Genomic DNA, 22,681 nt, shown 5'->3' on the forward strand with positions numbered 1-22,681 from the left:
AGCCACGATCCTTAACCGGCTGTTCACCATAAGAGCAGATGCTGTTTATCCTGATACCGCTGGAACCCGCCGGCAGGCGCTGCAGCGCTGGCATTATTCGCTCGCCACCCCGAGCGCTCAGGAACTTTCCCCCAATATGGGCCGTTACTGTGGCGGGAGGGCATCCCGCCATGGAACACATCGCTGCATTCTTGCTGGTCATCGGCTGCACCAACTCGATGGCCGACTGCCGTGAGCTACAGGTGCCGGTGAACGTTTTCGAAACCGCCGAGGAGTGCACGGCCGAGCGGCCGTTCGCCATGGGCGACGTGCAGGGACAGGCGCAGCATATCGTCGCCAAATGCCTTGCTGTCGACCCGGCGCTCGAGGATGATTACGACCAGATCGTCTGGAAAGTGCGCCCCGATGGCAGCCTCGACGCCTCGCTGGCGATTTCCAGCCTGGTCATGGCATCGAACGCAGCGCGCCCAGAATAAGACTCCCTTGACCAACAATAAATTCGAGCAGCAAAGGCCGTTATTTCATGCTAGATGGCTGCTGGTGCTTACCAAAGTGTGGACACAAAGTGAGGAGTGACTCAATGCGGAAGATGATTATTGCCATGGTCGCGGTGGTCGCGGTCAGCGGCTGCACCTCGACCGAGCAAGACGTGGTGGGCGGCGGCTTGATTGGCGCCGGTATCGGCGGCTTGGTCGGCGGCGGCAAGGGCGCTCTGATTGGTGCGGCTGTCGGCGCCGGTTCCGGCCTGCTGGTGCGCAAGCTGCAGAACGGCCAATGCGTGTATCGCGACCGCCGTGGAACCTACACGGCACGCTGCAACTAATTCCGCGATAGAGGAATGCAAATCCGGGGGCCAAGTCCGGCCTCCGGATTTTTTTGATTGGCGATCTGTCGCTGTCCCTGCTGACCGGCAGAATCTTAATGCATGTCGCCCAAAAGTGACCTCGGCTTTGGGAGAACCACATGCATAGAGCAAATCGCTAAAGCGCGTCGCATGAATCCGTTTCAACGCGACGCGCTTTAGAGCAATTCCAGGAAAAGTGTGAACGGTTTTCCGTCCGGAATTGCGTCAAAACAAAGAGCTAGAGCGATTCACCGTTTCCGTGAAACGGTGAATCGCTCTAGCCGACCAGTGGAATTTTGATTTCCACTTTCAGACCGTCGGCCTGAAAATCGCGTTTGATCGTGCCACGCAGTTCACGCGTGACGTTCAGGTCGATCAGCTTGGTGCCGAATCCGGTCTCGGCTGGCGCTTCGACCTTCTTTTTCCCAGCCTCCCGCCAGTTCAGCGCCAGCGTCCGCTCTCGCCCACGCCCTTCCAGCGACCAATCCACCTTGAGCGCCCAGTCATGCCCAAGCGAATTGGCGGAATTGCCGGCTTCGCCATATTTCAGCGCATTGGTCGCCAGTTCATGGAAGGTGAGGCCAAGCGCCTGCGTCGTGGTCTCGTCAAGCAGCACCTCCGGCCCCGACAGCAGGCCCTCGGGCAGATCCTTGCCGAACACCTGGCCAAGTTCGATGCGCAGGAGATCGGCCAGATCGGCCTTCTGCCAGCGTGAGCGCGTCAGCATGTCCTGGGACGCCGCCATCGCCTGCAGCCTGGCCGAAAAAGACGCGGAAAACTCATTGACGTCGGTCGCTCGCGACGCCGTCTGCCGCGCGATCGCCAGCACCCTGGTGATCGAATTCTTGATGCGATGCTTCATCTCCTGCAGCATCAGGTCTTTTTCGAGCAGGCTCTTTTCGGTCGTCTCGTGCAGGCGTGATGCCGCCTCATATGCCCGCTCCTGATAGCGCGCCACCAGCGCGATGGCACCGGCCAGCAGCAAGCCGAACAGCCCCAGCATCAGCGGGATGGCGCGCGACGACGGCTGCGAGAAGGCGCTGGTCGGCCTGAACAGCACAGTCCACGGACGGCCGGCCACCGTGACCTTGCGGGTGACCAGCAGCCGATCGCCGAATGTTGGAGCTGGCGGCGTCTCCGACCGGAACAAAAGATTGTCGCCATTCACCGCGCCGTCATAGATCTCGGTGTTGACCGGCAGCAGCGGCGCGCGGCTGAGCGCGATCTGGAACAGGTCCCGTGCCCGGAAGGCCGCGTAGAGCAAGCCAGCGGTCGAGGATCGTGATGCGTTGATGACCTCCGGCGCGGTTTCGACGTTGAGCCGCACGAAGACCAGGAAGCCGGTGAAGGTCTGCGCCACACCCGTGCCCTGGCCCAGCTGCACCAGCCCACTCGCGTGCTGCTGGTCATCGGCCATTGCCTTCTCGATCGCTGCGCGTCGCACCGGTTCGCTGAACATATCGTAGCCAATGCTGGCCCGGTTGGACGGGTCCAGCGGCTCGAAAAGCGTGATGGGGGCGCGCCAGGGCTGCGTCGTGCCCGGATAGACCGGATGGCTGACGCCAAAATCATGCAGGATATCGCGTTCGACCGCCGCCTCGTCGCCCGTCTTGACGAGCCGCAGGAAGCCGATGCCGCGCAGGCCGGCGAAATTGTTGTCGATATCCAGCGCGTCGAAGAACGCCTTGAACTCGTTCTGCGAGATGTCGCCATTGCGGGCGTCGAACAGCGCCTGTGTCGACCGCAGCAGCGACAGATGCAGGTCGATCCGGCTCTCGATCCGGTTGAGCGCGTCATCGGACGCCGCTTCGAATTTGATGCGGGCGGCTTCCTGCGTCGCGAAATAGGCGAACCCCGCCATGGTCATGCTGATCAGCGCAACGGCGATGAACGCGACGATTGGAAAAAGCTTCTTCAACGGATGAATGCGGTCCATGGGCAATACCGGACCTTTATGGGCAAGTCCCCGGGCCAAGACAATGGCAAGGCCAAGCCATCGCGATCACTGGCATATCACGTGAGCGGCAACCGGCCATCCCCGATCAGCCCACACCGGAACTGTGAACAGGCCTCAGGCGGCGATCTTCAGCGCGCCCGGCCCGGGAATGGCGCCCGGAGGACATTTGCCCAGGATGATCATGCCGAGCACCTCGTCCTGGGTGACATCAGTGGTGCGCGCAGTGCCGACCACCTGACCGTTTTTCATCACGCAAACCCGGTCGGCCAGTTCGAACACATCATGGATGTCGTGGCTGATCAGGAAGATGCCGATGCCGTCCGACTTGAGCTGCCTCACCAGTTCGCCGACCTGCGCCGTTTCCTGCGGACCAAGGGCCGCCGTCGGCTCGTCCATGATCAGGATGCGGGCGTTGAACAGGATCGCGCGTGCGATCGCCACCGATTGCCGCTGTCCGCCCGACAGCTTGATCACCGGCTCCTTGAAGCGCTGGAAGCGGGGATTGAGCCGCCCCATCACCTTGCGCGCTTCGGCCTCCATGGCGACGTCGTCGAGCGTGCCCCAGGCGGTCATCAACTCGCGGCCGAGGAAAAGATTGGCGGCGGCGTCGACATTGTCGGCGAGCGCCAGCGTCTGGTAGATCGTTTCGATGCCGTATTTCTTGGCGTCGCGCGGATTGGAGATCGACGCCTCCTCGCCGTTGACGAATATCTGGCCGGCATCGCGCTTGTAGGCGCCGGACAGGATCTTGATCAGCGTCGACTTGCCGGCACCGTTATGGCCGAGCAGCGCCACGACCTCACCGGGGAAAAGATCGATGGAGGCATCGTCGACGGCCCGGATGCCGCCAAAGGCGATCGAGATGTTGCGCATATCGACCAGCGAGGTGCCGGCGGGAGCGGTTGTGGGAGCGGTTTTGTCTGCCATGATTTTCTCCTCCCTACAGTTCTTGCTTGAGCATGATCTTGTCCGAAAACCGGCTTGCACTTTTCGGGATCATGCTCAGACCCGCTTGCGGTAGACGGTATCGAGCCAGACCGCGACGACGAGCACGGCGCCGACGACGATGCTCTGCAGCGGTGAGTCGATGCCGAGCAGCACCATGCCAGATTGCAACGACTGCATCAGCAGCGCGCCGAGCATGGCGCCGAGCACTGTTCCGGAGCCGCCGGCAAGCGAGGTGCCGCCGATAACCGCGGCGGCAATCACCAAAAGCTCGTCCAGCGTGCCCAGCGCATTGGTCGACGCGTTGAGGCGGGCCGACGAGATCGCCGCGCTGATCGCGGCCAGCACGCCCATGATCATGAACACCTTCATTGTCACCCAGCGCGTGTTGATGCCGGCGAGATTGGCGGCCTCCGGATTGCCGCCGATGGCAAAGACGTAGCGGCCGAAACGGGTGCGCTTGGTGATGAAGGTCATGACGATGCCGACCGCGACCGCCATCAGCACCGGTATGGCAATGCCGTGGGCGATGAACAGTCCGCTTTCGGGAATGGCGATGCCGTTCTGCTGTGCGTACTGGCGCACGATGCCGATTGGCCACGGATAGGAATTGGCGATCCACACCGCGCAAAGTATGGCAACGCAGGCGACTACGCCGAGAAACGTTTCCGCCCAGACGGGACGCAGTGGAAAGTTGAACCGTTTGCGCTGCGATCGACCGTTGAGCAGCGCGAAAGCGACAGCGGCGCAAGCAACGATGCCTATGATCCAACTGGCGGTGGCGCCGATCGAGCCCCGGGGTCCGCCCCCCATCAGCTGGAATGTAGCGTCGAGCGGCGCGACCGTGCGCCCGTTGGTGATGAGCCATGCCATGCCGCGCCAGACCAGTAGGCCGCCCAGCGTCACGATGAAGGCCGGAACTTCGAGGTAGGCGATGATGAAGCCCTGGAATGCACCGATCGCGAGACCGAGCACCACGCCGGCGGCGAGCGCAATGATCCAGAGCCAGGGATTTCCAAGCTGGAAGCCGATGACGCGAATGAGGAATTCGGCTTGTGCCACGCCCATGATCATGCCGATCACACCTTCGACGGAACCAACCGAAAGGTCGATGTTGCGCATGACGATGACCAGCACCATGCCGGTCGCCATGATCGCGACCGAGGAAGTCTGCACCGACAGGTTCCAAAGATTGCGCGGCGTCAGGAAAAGGCCGCCCGACAGGATGTGAATGCCGACCCAGATGACCAGCAACGCACCGACCATGCCAAGCATGCGCGTATCGAGTTCGGTTGCCTTGAGGAAGCGTCCGACGGCGCTCAGTTCCGACGAGCGCGCTCCGTCTGCGGGCGCATTTGCGGCGGGCGTGTCAGAGGTCGTGTCGGTCATGAAATTCTCCCGCCGGGCTGCCGTCTGGCGCGGATGCCGGAATGCAGCCTAGAAGTTACCCGCCCGGGGCGGAAACACAAATCTTCTTGAAGAAACGCCGCGGCCTGACAGCCGCGGCGCCTCATTGCTTGGAATCGTCAAGATCAGTTGCAGGCCGCGACGCTGCCGGCGGCGACACCCGCGCAGACTTCGTCCTTCTTGATCCAGCCGGCGTCGATGACGAGGTTGAGATTGTCCTTGGTGATCGCGACCGGTGTCAGGAACAGCGACTTGACGGTGTTGCCGCCAGGCGTCGTGAAGTCCTTCACACCGGCGATGTCGGTCATCTTCTTGCCGTTGGCCAGCTGCGAGGCGATCTCGGCGGCGTTCTTGCCGAGTTCGCGTGCGTCCTTCCACACCGACACGGTCTGGGTGCCGAGCGCGATGCGGTTCAGAGCGGCATGGTCGCCGTCCTGACCCGACACCGGCACGGTGCCGGCAAGACCTTGCGCCGTCAGCGCCGCGACGACGCCGCCGGCGGTGCCGTCATTGGCGGCCACCACCGCATCGACCTTGTTGTCGTTGGCGGTCAGGAACTGCTCCATGTTCTTCTGGGCGTTGGCAGGCAGCCAGCCGTCCGTATAGGCCTCGCCGACATTCTTGATCTTGCCGCTGTCGATGGCCGCCTTGAGCACTTCCATGGAACCGGCGAACAGGAAATCGGCATTCGGATCGGCACCCGAACCCTTGATGAAGACGTAGTTGCCTTCCGGCTTGACCTTGAACACTCCGCGGGCCTGCATGCGGCCGACTTCCTTGTTGTCGAAGGTCAGATAGAAGACGTCCTTGTTCTCGATCAGGCGGTCATAGCCGACGACCGGAATGCCTTCGTCCAGCGCCTTCTGCACCGCCGGGCCGATAGCCGAGGCATCCTGCGCCAGGATGATCAGCGAATTGGCGCCCTGCGAGATCAGGCTCTCGACGTCGGTGAGCTGCTTGCCGGGATTGGACTGCGCATCGGCGGAAATGTACTTGTCGCCGGCGGCCTCGATCGCCTTCTTCATGGCCGCCTCGTCGGTCTTCCAGCGCTCTTCCTGGAAGTTGGACCACGAAACCCCGATGACCTTGTCCTTCGCCTGCGCGACCGACACAAGCGTCAGCGACATGGCGACACCCGCCAGGATGGCGGCTGTAAATCTCTTCATGATATTCCTCCCTACGCCGCGTATGGCGCGACCAAACTGGCCCTAAGGCCGGCACAAAGGCCCTATTTTTTCGAGCCTCGAAAAAACACTGATCCATCGCCGGAACGCTGTCAACAACGATTCTGATGGATTTTGAGGTGCCGCGGACTTTTTTTCGAGCTTCGGAATAAATAATGACAGCGTGGGGCGCTTCTGCCAGTATTTGGCCGCTTCGCTGACGGCTTCGGGAGGCACGAAAGGCCGCGGCGACCGGGAGGATGTGGGAAAATGTCGGTCGGAATCCGCCACGACGATCTACGCCGGCGCAACCGTGCCATGGTGATCGCCGCCGTGCGCCGGGCCGGCCGGCCCTCGCGCACCGAGATCGCTGCGACGACCGGCCTCAGCCATTCGACCATATCGGCGATTTCCTCCGACCTGATCGGTGAAGGCATCCTGACCGAGAGCAAGCCGAGCGAGGCCGGCTCGCTGAAACGCGGAAGGCCGCAGGTCGGTCTCGGCCTCAACCCGGAGGCCGCGGCGGTGATGACCGTGGTGCTGTCGCTGAATTTCCTGTCCGTCGCCGTCATCGACTATGCCGGCCAGGTGATGTCAGAGGAGCAACGCCGGCTGGACACGCTGACCATGTCGCGCGAGGCGCTAATCGGCGAATGCACGGCAATCGTGCGGCGGCGCCTTGAGGATCCCGACCTCGATGTACGCAGCGTCGCCCGCATCGCGCTGGCAGTCCAGGGCATCACCGACACCGAGGCGCGTGCCATGCTGTGGTCGCCGATCACGCCGCAGACCGACATCGCCTTCGCCGACATACTCGAAGCCGAGTTCGGCATCCCCGCCACGATGGAGAACGACTGCAACATGATGGCGGTGGCGCTGCGCTGGCGCGACCCCGGGCGCTATCGCGACGACTTCATCGCCATCCTTTTGTCGCACGGCATCGGCATGGGCCTGGTGCTGAAGGGCGAGCTGTTCACCGGCACCCATTCCTCGGGCGGCGAGTTCGGCCACATGATCCATCGTCCCGGCGGCGCACTCTGCCGCTGCGGACGGCGCGGCTGCGTCGAGGCCTATGCCGGCAACTATGCCATCTGGCGCAATGCCAGGCAGCTTGGCGAGGACACCGAACCGGCCGCCGATGTCAGCGACGCGCAGATGCGGGCACTGGCAGCCACGGCGCGGGAAAGAGGCGGGCCCGAGCGCGAAGCCTACCGCAAGGCCGGCGAAGCACTCGGCTACGGCCTCGGCAGCCTGTTCGCGCTCATCGATCCGGCACCCGTCGCCATGGTCGGCGTCAGCGCCGCCGCCTTCGACCTGATCGAGCCGGCATTGCGTGAGGCCATCGCCCAGACCGCCGGCGGCCAGCATTCGGAATCGATTTCCTTCGATACCGAGCCGAACGAACTGCCGCTGATCCGCGAAGGCTGCGCCATGCGCGCGCTGACCTTCGTCGACCAGGAGATTTTCGCGCCGGGCGCGCAGGCGAGAGCGGGCCTCGCCGGCAAGAACGTGGCCTGAGCCGGTGTCGCCTAGCCGAGGGCATCGCCGACGTTCGAGATTGGCTGCGGCTTCAGAGAGGTCGTCATCCTTGGGCGAAGCAGGAGCGAAGCTCCGTCGCGGAGACCCAAGGATCCATGCCGCGACCTTAGCCGTGGGATGCAGCTGAGCAGAATTCTGCACCGTGGCAACGCTCCGAAGTCGCGGCATGGATCCTCGGGTCTGCGCCGCGTAGCAGCGCTCCTTGCTCCGCCCGTGGATGACGAAGCAATGGCTGCTGGCGCAAGCATGAATCCGACTGTCGGACCCTCCGCGTCGAGAAACTAATCTTCCCTGATCGCGTATCCCGCCCCGCGAATGGTGCGGATGACATCCGGCATGCGGCCATTGTTAACCGCCTTGCGCAGGCGGCCGACATGCACGTCCACGGTGCGCTCGTCGATGTAGATCGTCTCACCCCAGACATTGTCGAGCAGCTGGCTGCGCGAGAACACGCGGCCGGGATGGCGCATCATGAATTCGAGCAGGCGGAACTCGGTCGGCCCGAGCCGGATCTCACTCTTCTTGCGGTAGACCCGGTGCGATTCGCGGTCGAGCACGATGTCGCCGACCTTGAGCACGCTGGACAGGACTTCCGGCTTGGCGCGGCGCAGCAGCGCCTTGACCCTGGCCATGAATTCCGGCGTCGAGAACGGCTTGACCAGATAGTCGTCGGCGCCGGTCGAGAGGCCGCGCACGCGGTCGCTCTCCTCGCCACGCGCCGTCAGCATGATGATCGGCAGCCGCTCGGTCTCCGGCCGCATCCTTAGCCGGCGACAGAGTTCGATGCCGGACACCGCCGGCACCATCCAGTCGAGCACCAGAAGGTCGGGCACGTTCTCCTGCAGGCGGATCTCCGCCTCGTCGCCGCGCGTCACCACCTCGACCTGGTAACCCTCGGATTCCAGATTGTAGCGGAGCAGCACCCCCAACGGCTCCTCGTCCTCCACCACCATTATGCGTGGCGCGATCATTGGCTGGTCACCCCTGCTATGCCGCCGGTGCCGACATCGCGGTTTCGTCCTGCTTCGGACGATTGGCGGGCAGCTGCGTGCCGGTCAGCACGTAATACGCATTTTCGGCGATGTTGGTCACATGGTCGCCGATACGTTCGAGATTCTTGGCGCAGAACAGGAGATGCGTGCAAGCCGTGATGTTGCGCGGATCTTCCATCATGTAGGTCAGGAGTTCGCGGAAGACCGAGGTGTATTTGACGTCGATGCGTTCGTCGGCGGCGCGCAGCTTCGCCAGCGCCTCGGCATCGCGCGCCGCATATTCCTCGATGACGCCCTGGACCTGGATCAGCACCAGCTGCGCCATGGCGTCGATGGAATGCGACAGGTCGCGCGGCGTGGCGCTGAGGCCGACAGTGCCGACGCGCTTGGCGATGTTCTTGGCAAGGTCGCCGATACGTTCGAGGTCGCCCGCCATGCGGATCGAACCCACTACATGGCGCAGATCGTCGGCCATCGGCTGGCGCTTGGCGATCAGCGTGATGGCGCGATCGTCGAGCTCGCGCTGGCGCGCGTCCATGATCGCATCGTCGGAGACGACGCGCTGGGCGAGAGCATTGTCGGAGTTCAGCAGCGCCTTGGTGGCACCGCCGACCATCGAGCCGGCGAGATCGCCCATGTCGCTGATCAGCCTGCTGATCTGTCCGAGATCTTCGTCAAAGGCTGCGACTGTGTGTTCGGCCATGATCCTGGTCCTCGTATGCGTGCGATCAGCCGAAGCGGCCGGTGATGTAGTCCTGCGTGCGCTTCTCGCGGGGCGAAGTGAAGATCTTCTCGGTCCGGTCGAACTCGACCAGTTCGCCCAGATACATGAAGGCGGTCTGCTTCGACACGCGCGCCGCCTGCTGCATGTTGTGGGTGACGATGACGATGGTGTAGTCGGCCTGCAGCTCGTCGATCAGCTCCTCGATCTTGGCGGTCGACAGCGGGTCGAGTGCCGAGGCCGGTTCGTCGAGCAGGATGACTTCCGGCTTCACCGCCACGGTGCGGGCGATGCACAGCCGCTGCTGCTGGCCGCCGGAAAGGCTGAGGCCGCTGGCGTTGAGCTTGTCCTTGACTTCGGTCCAGAGTGCTGCGCGTTTCAGCGCCTGCTCGACACGGCCGTCCATCTCGGCCTTGCTGATCTTCTCGTAGAGCCTGACGCCGAAGGCGATGTTCTCATAGATCGACATCGGGAACGGCGTCGGCTTCTGGAACACCATGCCGATCTTGGTGCGCAGCAGGTTGAGGTCCTGCGAGCGGTCGAGGACGTTCTGGCCGTCGAGCAGCACCTGGCCCTCGGCCGTCTGCTTGGGATAGAGCTCGTAGATGCGGTTGAAGACGCGCAGCAGCGTCGACTTCCCGCAGCCCGAGGGGCCGATGAAGGCGGTGACGCTGCGCTCGGGCAACGACAGCGTGATATCCTTCAGCGCCTTCGACTGGCCGTAGTAGAAATTGAGGTTCTTGACCTCGATCTTGGCCTTGGCGGCCGCCTCGCCGGCGATCGTCATGTCTGGAGACAACATCTGGCTCATTTGTCCTCTCTGCGTCCGGTCAGGCTGCGCGCAAAGATGCTGAGCGCGAGAACCGTCAATGTGATGATGAGTGCGCCGGTCCAGGCCAGTTGCTGCCATTCCTCATAGGGGCTGAGAGCGAACTGGAAGATGGTGACAGGCAGGCTGGCCATCGGCGCGTTGAGATTGCTCGACCAGAACTGGTTGTTGAGCGCGGTGAAGAGCAGCGGCGCCGTCTCGCCCGAGATGCGGGCGATGGCCAGCAATATGCCGGTGACGATGCCGGAAAGTGCCGCGCGGTACGCGACCGAACGGATGACCACCCAGCGCGGCGCGCCGATCGCCGTGCCGGCCTCGCGCAAGGCATTGGGCACCAGGTTGAGCATGTCCTCGGTGGTGCGCACGACGACCGGGATGACCAGGATGGCCAGCGCGACGGCGCCGGCGATCGCCGAGAAATGCCCCATCGGCCGCACCATCAGCTCGTAGACGAACAGGCCGATGATGATCGACGGCGCCGACAGAAGGATGTCGTTGATGAAGCGCACCACGGTCGTGAGCTTCGAGAATCGGCCATATTCGGCCATGTAGGTGCCGGCCAGCACGCCGATCGGCGTGCCGACGATGATGCCGATGATGGTCATCACGATGCTGCCGTAGATGGCGTTGAGCAGGCCGCCCGCATCGCCGGGCGGCGGCGTCATTTCCGTGAACACCGAAAGAGAAACGCCGGACAGGCCCTTGTAGAGCAGCGCGCCGAGGATCAGCGCCAGCCAGACAAGGCCGATGCCTGCCGCGGCGACGCACAGCGTCATCATCACGCCATTCCTGCGCTTGCGGCTCTGGTGAAGCGATGCGGCTGTCGACATCGGTCAGGCTCCCGTGCGGGCGTCGATGCGCATCAGCATGTAGCGTGCGATGGCAAGGATCAGGAAGGTGATAACGAAAAGGATCAGCCCGAGCGCCACCAGCGAAGATGTATAGAGATCGCCGACCGCTTCGGTGAATTCGTTGGCGATGGTGGCCGAGATCGTCGTTGCCGGCGCGAACAACGACGTCGAGATGCGATGCGCATTGCCGATGACGAAGGTCACCGCCATGGTTTCGCCGAGTGCGCGGCCAAGGCCGAGCATGACGCCGCCCATGATGCCGATGCGGGTGTAGGGAATGACGACGCGGCGGGTCACTTCCCAGGTCGTGCAGCCGATGCCGTAGGCCGATTCCTTCAGCACAGGCGGCACTGTGTCGAAGACGTCCTTGGTGATCGAGGTGATGAAGGGCAGCACCATGATGGCAAGGATCATCGCCGAGGTCAGCAGGCCGATACCGTAGGGCGGACCGGCAAACAGGCTGTTGAGACCGGGAATGCCATGGAAAACACTGATAATGAACGGCTGCACGGTCGTCTGCAGGAACGGCGCCAGCACGAACAGGCCCCAGATGCCGTAGATGATCGAAGGAATGCCGGCCAGCAGTTCCACCGCCATGCCGATCGGGCGCCGCAGCGGGCGCGGGCACAGTTCGGTGAGAAAGATGGCAATGCCGATGCCGAGCGGCACGGCGATCAGGATGGCGATTGCCGAGGTGATGATGGTGCCGTAGATCGGCGCCAGCGCGCCGAATTTCTCCGTCACCGGGTTCCAGCTTTCGCTGGTCACGAAGGAGAAGCCGAAGGTCGACAGGGCTTGCCAGGAACCGGCAAACAGCGAGATCGCAACGCCGCCGAGCAGGACCAGCACCAATATCGCGGCAGCGCGGGTCACTGCGTGGAAGATCGCGTCGGTCAGCGCGAACCGTCGGACGGTGGCGTCGCGCGACCCTCTGACGGCTGGCAAGGCTTCCTGGACAGCGCTCATGTCAAGCTCGGCTCTTTGAGTTGAGGGAAGGGAGCGCCGCGGTCGCGGCGCTCCCTCAGAAGGTATTACTCGCCGGCGAAGACGGGCTTGCCGTCGGCCTTGATGTCAGCCTTCCACGAAGCCTTGATCAGGTCGACGACGCTGTCGGGGATCGAGACGTAGTCGAGCGCCTTGGCGGTTTCCTTGCCGTCCTTGTAAGCCCAGGCAAAGAACTTCAGTGCCTCGCCAGTGGCGGCGGCATCATCGGGAGCCTTGTGGATCAGGACCCAGGTCGAAGCCGCGATCGGCCAGGTGGCGTCGCCGGGCTCGTTGGTGATGATGACGTTGAAGTTCTTCGCGCCCTTGAAGTCGGCATTCGAAGCGGCGGCGCCGAAGGATTCGAGCGACGGCTCGACGACCTTGCCGGCTGCATTCAGCATCTTGGAGTAGGACAGGTTGTTCTGCTTGGCATAGGCGTATTCGACATAGCCGATGCCGCCGTCCGTCTGCTTGACGGTGTTGGCAACGCCTTCGCTGCCCTTGGCGCCGACGCCGGTCGGCCATTCGACGGCGGTGTCCGAACCGACCTTGTCCTTCCAGTCGGGCGAGAGCTTCACCAGATAGTTGGTGAAGTTGAAAGTGGTGCCCGAGCCGTCCGAGCGATGCACGACGGCGATCGCCGTCGACGGCAGGGTGAGGGTCGGGTTCAGCGCCTTGATCGCGGCATCGTCCCAGGTGGTGATGGCGCCGAGATAGATCTGGGCGAGCGTCTTGCCGTCGAGGATGAGTTCGCCCGGCTTGACGCCGGAAAGGTTGACGATCGGCACGATGCCGCCCATCACCATCGGGAACTGCACGAGGCCGTTCTTTTCCAGATCGGCGTCGGACATCGGCTTGTCGGTGGCGCCGAAGGTCACGGTCTTGGCGATGACCTGCTTGATACCGCCGCCCGAACCGATCGACTGGTAGTTGAGGCCGATGCCGGTATCCTTCTTGTAGGTGTCGGCCCACTTGGCGAACACCGGATAGATGAAGGTCGAGCCGGCGCCGGAAAGGTCAGCTGCCATTGCCGCGGAAAGGGTGAAGGTAGACGCTGTAGCCATTGCAATCGCAACGGCCGCCGAGCGGATGAAATGTCTCATGTGGCCTGCTCCTGTTCGGAAGATGGTCTCTCGGCGCCATTTCTTTCCAGCGCCCGCTGAGGCCAATAGCCTTCGATTATAACAGTCGCATGACAGTTTCATGTCACCCCGGTAACGCGTCACCGGCGCCTCGAAAGGCGACAGCGACCGGTATCAGGGCCATGGCTCGGGTTTGCCCTCCGAATCAGCGGGTTGAGCAGCTTGCAACGTGCAGTCGCCGCCGGATTCGAGACCGCTGGCTTTGGTGAAAAAAATCCGGGCGGGAGTGCGTTGCTCGAGGCCAGAGCGTGTCGTGGCCGGGCCATCGCCAAAAACAGGTCCGTTGGGGTAGGTTGACGCTGTTCAGTGCTGGCGGTCGCTGCTCCCGCCCGTAACTGGAAGAGCGGAATTCGATGATTGCTATTGTCCCGGCTTAGCGCCGCCTTTGATATGGTGCGATCGCACCATAGGCATTGCACGCAGGGGTAGCGGCAAATCCGGATTGATTCTCTCGGCTTGCCTCTTCAGGCCCCTGGCACCGGGCGACGCGGTCTATCCCGCGTTGCGCTGGACCTGGCGGCCGGCACCGACCCAGCGCTCGACTTTCTCCAGCAGCGCCCTTGGGCTGATCGGCTTGGGCAGATAGTCGTCCATGCCCGCCTCCAGGCACCGTTCGCGATCGCCCTTGAGCGCATGCGCGGTGACACCGACGATCGGCACATGGCTGCCGGTTTCCTGCTCCAGCAGGCGGATCGCCGCGGTTGCCTCGAGCCCGCTCATCTCCGGCATCGAGACGTCCATCAGGATCATGCACGGATTGAGCCTGCCGAAGGCGTCGAGCGCCTTGCGGCCATTGCCGACGATCTCGAAACCATAGCCGGTCTCGCCGAGGATCTGGGTGAAGACCATCTGGTTCACCTCATTGTCCTCGGCGACGAGGATATCCAGCCTGTGTCCGCCCTCGCCGGTGGCGGGCAGCCGGGGACGAACCGGCGGCGGCTGCAATTGCGCGCGTTGTTCGGACGGCGCCAGCGGCGGCCGCTGAGCAGTGTCGATCCCCTCGGTTGCCGGCGGCAGGGCGGTGTGGCCGTCCGTGGCGTGGCGATGCCGCTGGATGGTCGCGACCAATGTCTCCAGGAGCACCGAGGAGCGCGCCGGCTTGATCAGCTGGGCGTCGATGCCGAGCTCGCGGTAGCTGGTGTTGGCAAGCGATTGGTCGACCGAGGTCAGCATGATGATCGGCGTGTCGGCGAGGCCTTCGGTGTTGCGCACGATGCCCGCCATTTCAGCGCCGCTCATCTCCGGCATCTGGTAGTCGAGCACGACGCAATCCACCGGCACGCCATAGGCGGCGGCGGCGATCAGCACCTTGAGGCCCTCGGCGCCGCTTTCGGCCGCGCAGGAATCGAATGTCCACGAGGTCATCTGCTCGGTCAGGATCGCTCGGTTGACGGCATTGTCGTCGACGATCAGCACGCGTGCGCCCGTCACGTCCACCGGCATGATGCGCTGCCCGTTCTGCTGTCCGGCCCTGGGCAGCGTCACGGTGAACCAGAAGGTCGAGCCCTTGCCCTCGGCGCTCTCGACGCCGATGGTGCCGCCCATCAGTTCGACCAGTCGTGAGGTGATGGCAAGGCCAAGCCCGGTGCCCTCGTGCCGTCTTGTCGACGAGGTGTCGACCTGGCTGAATTTTTCGAACACCAGTTTCAGCTTTTCCTCGGGAATGCCTATGCCGGTGTCGGTGACCGAGATTGTCAGCCTGGTTCCGGTCGGGACCCTCTCGCCGGTCACGTCGACCAGCACATGGCCCTCATCGGTGAATTTGACCGCATTGCCGATCAGGTTGGTGACGATCTGCCTGATACGGCCGACATCGCCGATGAACAGGCTCTCGAGCCTCGGCTCGATGCGCACGATGAGCTCGAGGTCCTTCTCCTTGGCGCGGGTCGACACCAGCGTCGCCACATCCTCGATCGCCTCGGCAAGATTGAAGGGCGCCGGATCGAGCACCATCTGGCCGGCATCGATCTTGGAGAAATCCAGTATGTCGTTGATGATGGTCAACAGCGCGTTGCCCGATTTGACGATGATGTCGGTGAACGTCTTCTGCTTCGGATCGAGATTGGATTTGGCCAGGAGTTCGGCCATGCCGAGCACGCCGTTCATCGGCGTGCGGATCTCATGGCTCATATTGGCGAGGAACTCCGACTTGGCGCGGTCGGCGAGCACGGCGCGCTGGCGCGCCTCGCTGAGCTCCGCCTCGCGCATCTTCAGTTCCGTGATGTCGGTGGTCGACCCGATCAGATAGAGCGAACCATCCGAGGCGATCATCGCGCCCTTGCGCGCGAACTGGTGCCTGACACTGCCGTCGGCAAGCCGCACCGTCTCCTCGATTTCCTGGGTCTCGCCGGTGCGCAGCACGGCGAGATCGCCAGCCACCAAAGCCTCGCCATCCGGCCCGAAGATCTCGACATCGGTCTTGCCGATCGCCTCCTGCTTGCTGAAGCCGGTGAGATCGCACCAGCCCTTGTTGACATAGAACTGCCGGAGGTCGGAGCGCTTGGCGTAGATCGACACCGGCACATTGTCGATCAGGCTGCGGAACACCTCGTTCTCGCGCATGCTCTGTTCCAGAGCCCGCTCGCGCGCCTTGACGTCGGTGATGTCGGTGCTGGAGCCGACCAGATGCACCGAGCCATCCAGCGCCACCAGGCGGCTCTTGCGCGTCATCAGTTGCCGCACCGTGCCGTCGCGATGGGTGACCGGCTCCTCGACCTCGCGCACCGTGCCTGTCGCCACGACATCGCTGTCGTCATGGCTGTAGCCTTCCGCGTCCTCAGCACCAAACAACTGGCGATCGGTCCGGCCGATGACGTCTTCCTTGGCGAGGCCGGTAATCGCGCACCAGGCCTTGTTGACGAATTCGATGCTCAGATCCTGCGCCTTGATGAAGGCGGCCACCGGCAACTCGTCCATGACATGCCGGAAGAGATCGATCTGGCGCATCGAGTCGCGCAAGGCCGCTTCGCGGCTCTTGATGTCGGTGATGTCGACGCGCACGCCGATGAACGTGCCGTCGTCGGTACGCATGTCATAGACCTGGTACCAGCGTCCGTCCGCGTTGAGGCGCTCGTAGGAAGAATGTGGCAGACGGTAGCGCGCCAGCATGCCGTCGAGCCAGCGTTCGGAATCGACCGCGTACAGGCTGTCGATCCCGGTATCGCCGCTCGAGCGGAAATAGCCGACCGAATGGCCGAACTCCAGCGCCTGGCGGAAAGTGCGGCCAGGCTGCCAGAAGGGCTTCAGTGCCGGCAGCGTGTCCTGCAGCTTGCGGTTGGCGAAGACGAACTTGTCGTCGCGGTCGTAGATGATGACGCCTGCCGGCAGCGATTCCAGCACACTGGACAGATGCTTGCGCGCATCCTGCGCCTCGGTCTCGCGCCGCTTCATGTCGGAGATGTCGAAGAGAAAACCGGCGACATAGTCGCGGCCGCTTGGCATGCGGACGCGGTTTTTCCGCACGATGCGTGAGCGAACGACGCCTTCGTCCTCGAAATTCTCCTCGACCTCGTACATCTGTCCGGTCGACAGCACGCCGCGTTCGCTCTGTTCGAACAGCGCGATATCGGCCGGTCCAAGGAAATCGCCGCCAGGCCTGCCAAGCATGGCCTGTGGCGTCTGGCCGAACAGCGCCGCGAATGCCTCGTTGACGAAGACGAAGCGCAGCCGATCGTCCTTGACGAAGATCGGATCCTTGACGCCGTTGATCACCGCTTCCGCCAGCCGCGCCTTTTCCAGCGCGTCGGCGAGTTCGGCGTCGCGCAGCTTCAGTTCGGTGACGTCGTAGTAGGTCAGCAGACGCTTGCCGCCCGACAGGGCGGTGACGGAGAACAGCATCGTCTTGCCGTCGGCATGGCGAAACTGGCGTGGCGCGACGCTGCCGGCGCGGATCTCATCCAGCCGGCTGGTGAGATAGCGCTCCCATTCCGGCTGGGCGATATCGCCATAAATGCCGTTGCGCCGGTTGATCTCCATCAGCAGGCTGAAGGGTGCGCCGACCGCCACATCGCTTTCCGACATCTTCGAGATGTCGCGATAGGCCTTGTTGACGATCAGCGTGTCGAGCTTAGCGTCGAGAAGCACGACGCCCATGCGCATGGCGTCCATCGTCCGCTCGAGATCGGCAAGATGCCCGGCGGTCTCGCCGCCGGCCGGCGGTTCCTGCCTGGATTCCAGGTCTTCGAAGGCGCTGGCCAGCGCGGTGACATTGCGGCCTATGCCGCGATAGCCGGAAAACTTTCCGTCGCTGTCAAAGCGTGGGAAGCCTGAGGTCAACACCCAGCGGCAATCGGCGCCGCCGCCCTTGAGCTCGTAGACGAAGTCGCGGAACGGCCGGCGCGCCTGCAGATCCTCCAGATGCGCCGATGCGCTGCGGTTGCCCTTCAGGACCTGGTTGAGGAAATCGAAACGGAACCGGCCAAGCACATCAGCCGGATCGATCCCGGTGGCCGCCTGATAGTTTTGCGAAAGCCAGGAAAAGCGCAGCTCGGCGTCGGTCTCCCAGATCCAGTCCGAGCCGGCCTCGACCAGTTGGCGAAGCGCGTCCGCACAATCCCTGTCGGCAGCGCATGATGACGTGTCGTCGTCATGCACTGCCAGTTTGCCGGGCCCGCGCTTGCCGCGCGCGCCGATTGCTTCATCCATTTCCGCCATGCCGTCCCCACCCCGAAAACCAAGGCCGAACCCTCCCTCCGCGGTTCGTCGGCGGACTGTGCCCGAGAAGCATTAACGATCCGCTAACCTTAACGGCGCAACCGACCCGCTGCTCCTGCGTTATTCGGTCCGGTTGTCGGGCGGACCAAGGCCGCGTTATAAGCCTTGCAGGGGTGTTGCTTATGTCTGGACGAATAGGGCCTTTCTTGCTGGGCGTGGCGCTGCTTTTCGGCAGCGGTTGTTCGCGCAGCTATGACGGCACGGTCATCATCCCGCGGCCGCTCGACGCCAGGCGCTTCTGGGACCGGCCGCCGCCCAATGTCGACTACGCACCGCAGGTCGAAAATGATGCGCTTCCGGTATCGCCACCGCCCGCACGGTTTTCCGAGCGCAGGGTTGCGAAGCCTGCCGTGCAGAGACGGGACCAGACGAGGCTTTCACCGCCGTCTCCCCCGTCCTCGGAGCCGGAAAAACAATTGGCATGCCGGAATGTAAGCGCACCAGGCCAACGGGTTCGCATGGTCTGCGACTGAAGACATTGCTGAAGGGCGTTTACCGGCGCCTGAGCCTGAAACCTTTGCCTGACTGCGGCGTTGAAGCGCAAAGGAGAGCGCGGATGTCGATCCACTTCACGGTATCGGAACTGACAAGGAATCTTTTTCATTCTCTTGGGCTGGATCATGAGCGTGCGCCACGACCGCTCAATCCCGAGCAGAACCTGTTGCTGGAGTGCTATCTGGCCGGGCAAATTCCGGAATCGGCCTGGAGCGACTATGTCTTCGAGACACCGGATCTGGCCCGGCATGCCGAGGCACGGCGCCTGCGCCATTGAGCCCGTTGATCCCGGAGGGGACCGGCCAGGCGCAGGTATAAAGCCTGCCGGACGTCTGCTTTTCGCGAGCTTTCCCTGCCCCATTGACTTCATGAATGGTCACCCGGTTGCAGCTGCTTCTCGCTGAAGGTCGGCGGGAACAGCTATTACTTCGGGGAGACCGATTGCAACTGCTTCGGGGAAACCAATTGCAACGTGAAGACCTTGCCGCCGATCCCCTGTGCCAGCGTCGGCGAGAAAGTCAGGGGTGTGCAATTCTTGACGGCCGCGGTGGCCGCGTCGATGAAGGCCCGCCGCGCCTTGTCATCACCGGCCACCTTGACGGCGGTCGGCCGCGGCGTGCCGATCAGGGTGCCGTCGCGCTTGAAGCTGAAGCTCAGGGTTACGGTCGAATTCCCGGCATCCGCCGGTGGGGTCCAGCACGCCTGGATCGCGGTCCCGACATCGTCCATTGTGTTGAGCGTCGCGGCCTGTGACGGGAGAAGGGTCCCGACCAGCATCCCAACGGCGATCATCGGCCTTGCCGCCACGCACTTCATCGCAATCCCTCATTTCACTGCCGGCCGGCATTCATAGCCGGGCCGCTGTAAGGGATGGTAGAGCCGAGGTCGGCAATGACAATATCTCGACGCAAAAAGTTGATGCTTCGGCGTTGCCTGACTTTTGTGCCGCGATGTCCCGGCACTACCGCCTCAAAAAGCAAAAAGGCCGGCACGGAGCCGACCTTTCCTTTCCACCGACTGGGCGCCAGTACATCCGTGGTCGCGCGGTGAATTCCCGGCAGTAGACAGGGCTTTGGTTAACGAATCCTTAAGCTCAGGCCTTCGCCTGCGACTTCACATGGGCGATATAGCCCCGCACATCGCCCGCCGGCTCGGCATAGGCCTTGCCGAGCTTCTTCTCGATGGCCGCCATGTACTCCTTCGCCCATTTGGGCAGCGTGTAGTCGATAACCGCCAGGAACTCGAGCGTCGCCGCCAGCCGGATGTCGGCAATCGACGGGTGCCTGCCGCCGATGAACGGCTTGCCATCCCGGAAGAAGCTGTGAAACACCTCCAGCGGCTCGGCGATGGCGTCCATCGCCGCCTTCTGCGCTTCGGATTTCTTGTCGGGATGGGCGTCGCTGTGGCCGACCTCGCCGGCATATTGCGGGAAACCCAGCGCCGGATAGGTGGCACGCGCAACATAGGGATAGAGCGTGGCCATCAGATAGAACATGGCGCTGTCGACCATCGCGCGCTTGGCCGGTGCCTTCGGATAGAACTTCTCCAGCCCGTGCTTGTTGGCCAGATACTGCATGATGGCGCAGCTTTCCCACAGAACGCCGCGCGGCAGGCCCTTGTCCTCGATCATCGGCGTCAGATGCGCCGGGTTTCGCGCCATGTATTCGGGTGAGCGCGTGTGTCCCCAGGCGTCGGTCTCGGCATGGTCGAGCCCGGCTGCGCGCGCGAACACCCGCACGCTCATATTGTTGACGCTCGGCTTCAGCATGCTGAGCGTCAGTGCCGGTTTCTTCGCTGATTTCGCCTTGGCCTGCGGTGCGGACGTCTTTGCGGCTGGCTTTGCCGCCGCTTTCACTGCAGCCTTTGGCGCTGCCTTGCCCGCAGGCTTCGCTGCTTTCCCTGTCGGTTTGGCCGCTGCCTTGGCGGCAGGCTTCTTCGCACTCTTCGTCACTGTCTTTGCCATTTGGTCCTCCCTTTGTTTTTTCTGGCGGTCAGTATGGGTTCTTCGGCGCCCGTTCGTCCGACAAGGTTGCGCGGGAACGCTCGACGAGCGCCTGGATCGCATCGGCGAGATGCACTTCCGCGATGTTGTAGTCGCCGCGCCCGACACGCAGCCTGTGCGCCTCCATCAAGACGTCGGCATGGGTGAAGCCCGCCGGCGGCTCGAAGCGGTAGGAGGCGAGCTCGATCAGCAGGCCGAGCGGATCCTCGAAGTAGATCGAATCCATGAAGCCGCGATCCTTCACGCCACTATGCTTGATGCCGCGCTCGTCGAGCCGGACGACGGCCTGCAGGAAGGTGACGCGCGACACCGCGAACGCGATGTGATGGACGCAGCCCGGATCGGTCGGCGTGCGCCGCTTCTGCGGCGTGCGGCTCTCATCGGTGAAGACGGTGATCAGCCGGCCGTCGCCCGGATCGAAATAGAGATGACTTTCGCTGGCCTTGTCGAGGTTGGGCTGCTCGAAGATGAACGGCATGCCGAGCACGCCTTCCCAGAAATCGATCGAAGTCTGACGCCCGGCGCCGACCAGCGTGATATGGTGGACGCCCTGCGATTGCAGTTTTTGCATTGGCCCTCTCCCGGGGCATCAGCTGCCCGTGCGGATCTGCCCGGCATCCGGCGTTGTGTGCGCCGCCGTGCCTCAGGATCCATCATGTGATGCTAATGCAATCAGTCCCACCGCGCCAGAAGCGGCGAACTCTATTGTTGTACGCCGGCGAAACCGCTCTCGGCCTTTAGGGTTACAGAACCTTTTCAAGGAAAGGCCGGCGTGAAAGTCGCCCCGTCGGTTCGTGGCGAAGCCGCGACTAAGCGACGGCCCTGAGCTCGGCTTCCGCCAGCATTCCCAGGCCGCCACACTCGGCGCAGGTGAGGGTCTTGCCCGGGCAGCTCGTCTGATGTGTCCCTTGCGGGCAGCAATACCCTTTCGACACACTCCATCTGGAGCAATCGAAAACCTTGCCGCCGCCATGGCAGCGCGAGCAAATCGTCTTGACTGAGGACATTCCAACTCTATCCGACCCAAGTCCGCTAGCCGCAGACGCTACCCCCGCACGCCAAGTACCAGAGATCGTTGCGCTTTCAAGCGTCGCGGCCTGACTTAAATTGGGGGGATTCGGGAATGCGGAGCCCCTCGACATCTCCGTCGAGGAGAAGGATCGGGCGGTTGAGAAGACTGCGAAACTTCCGTTGCTGTTTGCCTGCCCCTCCGTGATCAGACCGGGTGCAAAAATGGCCCGCTACGGTGTAGCAGCGGGCTCACGGTCTAAGGCAAACGTGCCTTCAATAGTCGGGCGTTGGTCGGACGGGGCTGGTTTCAGCCACCCATCTTCTTCGCCATCGCGCAAAATTCTGCGTGCGACTTGTTGAGCGTGGTATCGCCGCAGTCTTTCAACACGGCCTTCTTTTCATCGGGTTTCATGGCCATCCATGCGGTCTTGAAATCCGCTTCCGTTCTCAAGGTTTTCATGCCGGCATCGGTGAAGAATGGTGACATCTTTGCCGGATCGTCGAGTGCGGAAGTGCTGCCGGCGAGTGCTGAACCAGTCATCATCGCAAGCGCCATCGCGCCCGCTGTGAGCATCTTGATGTTCATCTGACTATTCCTCCGTTAGGTCATTCTCCTCCGTCAGGTCATTCAACCTGACCTTTAGGAGAAACGTCATGTGATCAACTCGGTTCCAGCGCCGAACCGGCAAGATTCGGAATTGATTGGCTACCCGGACGTGAGGAATGGCGAGGATTATCTTCACTGGAGTTTCGTCTCGCCAACCGGGCGGAGGCCGACCTCGACAGCAAACCGCACCAACTGAAGCATCGTCCGCGAGTCGGCATCCACATGCAGCGCATTTGACCGCTATTTGACGGTTTCGGTACGCCTGCAGCTATATCGCTTGAAATCCTTGGTACGCCCAAGGGGAATCGAACCCCTGTTCCCGCCGTGAGAGGGCGGTGTCCTGACCGCTAGACGATGGGCGCGCTCAAGAACCGGCGATATAGGCTGACGGCCAGGAAAAAGCAACTGGGGTTCGGCGGCTTTACCGCATCGAGGAAAACGCGACCCCGCCGCTAGAGCCGGATGACTTCAGGTCGAAT

The 22,681-nt window shown here is 63.0% G+C and carries 19 protein-coding genes and 1 tRNA gene; 4 read left to right on the forward strand and 16 right to left on the reverse strand.

Going from position 1 to position 22,681, the window contains the following annotated elements; all coding sequences use genetic code 11:
- The first annotated feature begins 170 nt into the window (after positions 1-170).
- On the forward strand, positions 171-476 hold the full coding sequence (locus tag JT360_RS01055; RefSeq protein ID WP_214469635.1) for a hypothetical protein: 306 nt from the start codon (positions 171-173) through the stop codon (positions 474-476).
- 104 nt (positions 477-580) lie between these two features.
- Positions 581-823, forward strand: a complete 243-nt coding sequence (locus tag JT360_RS01060) for a YMGG-like glycine zipper-containing protein (protein WP_214469636.1) — start codon at positions 581-583, stop codon at positions 821-823.
- A gap of 298 nt (positions 824-1,121) precedes the next feature.
- On the opposite strand, the gene JT360_RS01065 is transcribed toward JT360_RS01060, so the two are convergent.
- From JT360_RS01065 to xylF, 4 genes are all read right to left on the reverse strand, one after another.
- Positions 1,122-2,762, reverse strand: coding sequence for a CHASE domain-containing protein (locus JT360_RS01065; RefSeq protein WP_214469750.1), 1,641 nt, complete (start codon positions 2,760-2,762; stop codon positions 1,122-1,124).
- Between the two features lie 153 nt (positions 2,763-2,915).
- The gene (locus JT360_RS01070; RefSeq protein ID WP_214469637.1) at positions 2,916-3,728 is read right to left on the reverse strand and encodes an ATP-binding cassette domain-containing protein; all 813 of its coding nucleotides are present in this window, start codon (positions 3,726-3,728) and stop codon (positions 2,916-2,918) included.
- A gap of 75 nt (positions 3,729-3,803) precedes the next feature.
- Entirely contained in the window at positions 3,804-5,135 is a 1,332-nt protein-coding gene (locus JT360_RS01075; RefSeq protein WP_214469638.1) for a sugar ABC transporter permease, read from the reverse strand.
- A 143-nt stretch (positions 5,136-5,278) separates the two neighbouring features.
- On the reverse strand, positions 5,279-6,319 hold the full coding sequence (xylF, locus tag JT360_RS01080; protein ID WP_214469639.1) for a D-xylose ABC transporter substrate-binding protein: 1,041 nt from the start codon (positions 6,317-6,319) through the stop codon (positions 5,279-5,281).
- Between the two features lie 267 nt (positions 6,320-6,586).
- Here xylF and JT360_RS01085 point away from each other — a divergent pair, with 267 nt between their 5' ends.
- Positions 6,587-7,834, forward strand: a complete 1,248-nt coding sequence (locus JT360_RS01085) for an ROK family protein (protein ID WP_214469640.1) — start codon at positions 6,587-6,589, stop codon at positions 7,832-7,834.
- A 302-nt stretch (positions 7,835-8,136) separates the two neighbouring features.
- Here JT360_RS01085 and phoB read toward each other — a convergent pair whose 3' ends face one another.
- The 7 genes from phoB to JT360_RS01120 form a co-directional block, all read right to left on the reverse strand.
- Positions 8,137-8,826: a phosphate regulon transcriptional regulator PhoB gene (gene phoB, locus JT360_RS01090; RefSeq protein WP_010911896.1), complete on the reverse strand. Its 690-nt coding sequence runs from the start codon at positions 8,824-8,826 to the stop codon at positions 8,137-8,139.
- Between the two features lie 16 nt (positions 8,827-8,842).
- Positions 8,843-9,550 (reverse strand): phosphate signaling complex protein PhoU, encoded by a 708-nt coding sequence (gene phoU / locus JT360_RS01095; RefSeq protein WP_214469641.1) that lies wholly within the window; start codon positions 9,548-9,550, stop codon positions 8,843-8,845.
- A 25-nt stretch (positions 9,551-9,575) separates the two neighbouring features.
- Positions 9,576-10,379, reverse strand: coding sequence for a phosphate ABC transporter ATP-binding protein PstB (gene pstB, locus JT360_RS01100; RefSeq protein WP_214469642.1), 804 nt, complete (start codon positions 10,377-10,379; stop codon positions 9,576-9,578).
- Positions 10,376-11,227 (reverse strand): phosphate ABC transporter permease PstA, encoded by an 852-nt coding sequence (pstA, locus tag JT360_RS01105; RefSeq protein WP_214469643.1) that lies wholly within the window; start codon positions 11,225-11,227, stop codon positions 10,376-10,378. Before pstA ends, pstB begins: the two co-directional genes overlap by 4 nt.
- Before the next feature lie 3 nt (positions 11,228-11,230).
- Positions 11,231-12,214, reverse strand: coding sequence for a phosphate ABC transporter permease subunit PstC (pstC, locus tag JT360_RS01110; protein WP_214469644.1), 984 nt, complete (start codon positions 12,212-12,214; stop codon positions 11,231-11,233).
- A 65-nt stretch (positions 12,215-12,279) separates the two neighbouring features.
- A complete protein-coding gene (pstS, locus tag JT360_RS01115; RefSeq protein WP_214469645.1) occupies positions 12,280-13,335 on the reverse strand; it encodes a phosphate ABC transporter substrate-binding protein PstS in 1,056 nt (351 codons plus the stop codon).
- A 531-nt stretch (positions 13,336-13,866) separates the two neighbouring features.
- Positions 13,867-18,027: a PAS domain-containing protein gene (locus tag JT360_RS01120; protein WP_214469646.1), complete on the reverse strand. Its 4,161-nt coding sequence runs from the start codon at positions 18,025-18,027 to the stop codon at positions 13,867-13,869.
- Between the two features lie 616 nt (positions 18,028-18,643).
- Between JT360_RS01120 and JT360_RS01125 the strand changes: the two genes are divergently transcribed.
- Positions 18,644-18,859, forward strand: coding sequence for a hypothetical protein (locus JT360_RS01125; RefSeq protein ID WP_214469751.1), 216 nt, complete (start codon positions 18,644-18,646; stop codon positions 18,857-18,859).
- A 146-nt stretch (positions 18,860-19,005) separates the two neighbouring features.
- On the opposite strand, the gene tolA is transcribed toward JT360_RS01125, so the two are convergent.
- From tolA to JT360_RS01150, 5 genes are all read right to left on the reverse strand, one after another.
- The gene (tolA, locus tag JT360_RS01130; protein ID WP_250888552.1) at positions 19,006-19,374 is read right to left on the reverse strand and encodes a cell envelope integrity protein TolA; all 369 of its coding nucleotides are present in this window, start codon (positions 19,372-19,374) and stop codon (positions 19,006-19,008) included.
- Positions 19,375-19,675: 301 nt separating this feature from the next.
- The gene (locus tag JT360_RS01135) at positions 19,676-20,545 is read right to left on the reverse strand and encodes a glutathione S-transferase family protein (RefSeq protein ID WP_214469648.1); all 870 of its coding nucleotides are present in this window, start codon (positions 20,543-20,545) and stop codon (positions 19,676-19,678) included.
- 28 nt (positions 20,546-20,573) lie between these two features.
- Positions 20,574-21,155, reverse strand: a complete 582-nt coding sequence (locus JT360_RS01140) for a VOC family protein (protein ID WP_214469649.1) — start codon at positions 21,153-21,155, stop codon at positions 20,574-20,576.
- A 747-nt stretch (positions 21,156-21,902) separates the two neighbouring features.
- Positions 21,903-22,181 (reverse strand): hypothetical protein, encoded by a 279-nt coding sequence (locus tag JT360_RS01145; RefSeq protein ID WP_214469650.1) that lies wholly within the window; start codon positions 22,179-22,181, stop codon positions 21,903-21,905.
- Positions 22,182-22,489: 308 nt separating this feature from the next.
- Positions 22,490-22,564, reverse strand: a tRNA-Glu gene (locus JT360_RS01150).
- Positions 22,565-22,681 lie beyond the last annotated feature (117 nt).

The organism is Mesorhizobium sp. dw_380 (genome assembly GCF_018588885.1).
Classification (GTDB): domain Bacteria; phylum Pseudomonadota; class Alphaproteobacteria; order Rhizobiales; family Rhizobiaceae; genus Mesorhizobium.